Below are 2586 nucleotides of genomic sequence, written 5' to 3' on the forward strand. Positions count from 1 at the left end.
GCCATCGCCCGTTCATTCTGCCCATGTCGGGGAAGAGCGGGAAATTCACTATCGTTGGCATCCCTATTTCGAACGGAAGGTAACCGTTCGGCAGGTTCAACAGCGGGCCACGGGACAGTTTCTGAGAGTTGACGGTCCCTCTGGCACCATCATCTCGATTCCTGGCTGGATGGTGGATCCCCTGATCTGTGCAGAAATGAGGATTGGCGCGCCGCAGGTTGATCTTGCGGCCCTGTCAGATCTCAAGAGACTGGTCACGCCGACTTCTGTTCCCACACACTCCCCGGGCGAAAATGGAATCGCAAGGGAGGAAGTCGATGAAACAGCACAACGCGCCTGCTCCGACCGCGGGCAGGCAGATGAGCCTGATATTCGAGCCCCGCAGGGTGGACGGGATGAACAAGGCGGAGCAGGCGAAGGCCAAAATCGCGCTCGCTCATATTCTGATGCAGGCCGCCGGTCTGGTCGTCAAGGAGCTCGGCGATGAACGGAATTGATCTGATCCCCACCCAACTCCTGAAGCGCAAGGCCGTCGTCTATGTGCGTCAATCGTCGCAGTCCCAAGTCATGACCAACCTGGAAAGTCAGCGTCGGCAGTACGACCTCGTCGACATTGCCCGTCAGCACGGGTTTGTCGATGTCGAGGTTATCGACGACGATCTCGGGCGATCCGCGAGCGGAACAGTGGAGCGCCCCGGCTTTGATCGGCTGGTCGCATGGCTGTGTGCGGGCAATGTGGGCGCTGTTTTGTGTCAGGATGCATCACGGCTCGCGCGAAATGGCCGGGACTGGCACCATTTACTGGAGCTCTGCGGACTCGTTGAGGCCCGTGTCATAGACCATGACGGTGTTTACAATCCTTGCCTGCCCAATGATCGCCTGCTCCTGGGCATGAAAGGCAGTATCAGCGAGTTTGAGCTGGGCGTGCTCAGAACGCGAATGCACGATGCTGTCAGGTCGAAGGCGCGCCGGGGCGAACTGCGCTTGTCAGTCCCGTTCGGCTACATCTGGCACCGTGAGGCGGGTCTGGGGCTCGATCCTGATCTGCGCCTGCAGGAAGTGATCCGGCTCATCTTCACCCGCTTCGGCGAACTTGGCAGCGCGCGGCAAGTGTTGCTCTCGATGACGGCAGACCAAATCCACTTCCCTCGGCCTTCCGATGAAGGGCGCATGACCAGCTTCACCTGGCTCCCGATCCGCTATCGCAACGTGATCTCGGTGCTCAAAAATCCCTTCTACGCGGGTGTCTATGTTTACGGGAAAAGCGAGAAACGCACTTCCATCGTCGATGGGCGCGCGCGGCGAAGCTATGGTCACAGCAAGCCGGTCGGGACGTGGGAGGTGTTTATCAAAGACCATCACGAAGCGTACATCAGCTGGGACGAGTACGAGCGAAACCAGCAGCAGTTGGCGCTCAACAACTACGGTCGCGCCGGTGGTGTGAAATCGGGCCGAGGCGGCCGGGCGTTACTTTCGGGCATGATGACGTGTGCCCGGTGCGGGCGGCGACTGTCAGTGACCTATACCGGCAATCCGCAGAGCCGACCCGTCTATCGCTGCGACAAGCCGAACCTGATGATGGGCTTGCCCCGATGCATGACCTTTGGAGGCCCGCGGGTGGATGCGGCTGTTGCACGAGAACTGCTGCGCGCGGTAGAACCCTTGGCAATCGAGGCCGCATTCGAGGCGGAACGGATGCACCGGGAACGACAAGATGATCAACGCCAGATCCGCGATCTGGAACTTCAGCAGGCCCGTTACGAGGCCAATCTCGCCGAGCGCCGCTATGCCGCCTGTGATCCAGACAATCGACTGATTGCCGCCCAGCTGGAGAAAAACTGGGAAGTAGCGCTACGCCGGGTGCGGGATCTGGAAGTACGCCAACCGACCGGAAGCCCATCAACCATCGAGGTTGATCCAAGCGCTTTTGCCAACTTGGCGGAAAACTTATCCGCGGCCTGGGATGCGCCTGATGTGACGATGCGTGCTCGTCAGCAGCTGCTAAGGTCATTGATCGCCGACATCATCGTCGATGTTGACGATGCGGTGCGCGACGTCGTCCTCACGATCCACTGGCGGGGCGGCCAACACTCGGAACTGCGTGTTCGCAAACCCCAGGCGGGGGAACACGGTTGCGCGACAGCTGAAGATGCGTTGGCAGTAATGCGCAGCATGGCAGGTCGTTGGTCTGACGAGCATATCGCCGCGTCGCTCAATCGGATGGGTTTGCCCACCGGCCACGGAAAAACTTGGACGGCGCACCGCGTCTCGTCGGTTCGGCGGGTTCGCGGTATCCATGCCTACCGTTCGGCTGAGAAAGATGGCGAATGGCTCACTATGACCGAGGCAGCAAAGGCTTTAGGCGTTACACACCACGCGATCAGGCGCCTTATCAAGACCGGCACCCTTCCAGCTGTGCAGGTAGTGCGCGGTGCGCCGTATCAAATCCGTGCCGAAGACCTGGCGTCGGAGTCGATCAAAACCGCGATAGCCCGGAAAGGTCGCCCGTGTCGCACCGTCGACGCGAACACGCTTCCAATGTTTACAGACACTTAGCAATGGAGTGCATAATGAAACACCCTTCGC

General features: G+C 59.9%; 2 protein-coding genes. Both read left to right on the plus strand.

What is annotated here, in order from left to right; genetic code table 11:
- Nucleotides 1-317: 317 nt before the first annotated feature.
- Nucleotides 318-497 (plus strand): hypothetical protein, encoded by a 180-nt coding sequence (locus BLR31_RS21245; protein ID WP_090600536.1) that lies wholly within the window; start codon nt 318-320, stop codon nt 495-497.
- A complete protein-coding gene (locus tag BLR31_RS21250; RefSeq protein ID WP_090600534.1) occupies nt 484-2556 on the plus strand; it encodes a recombinase family protein in 2073 nt (690 codons plus the stop codon). The genes BLR31_RS21245 and BLR31_RS21250 overlap by 14 nt, the downstream gene beginning before the upstream one ends.
- Nucleotides 2557-2586 lie beyond the last annotated feature (30 nt).

This window comes from Pelagibacterium luteolum (assembly GCF_900100665.1).
Classification (GTDB): Bacteria; Pseudomonadota; Alphaproteobacteria; order Rhizobiales; family Devosiaceae; genus Pelagibacterium; species Pelagibacterium luteolum.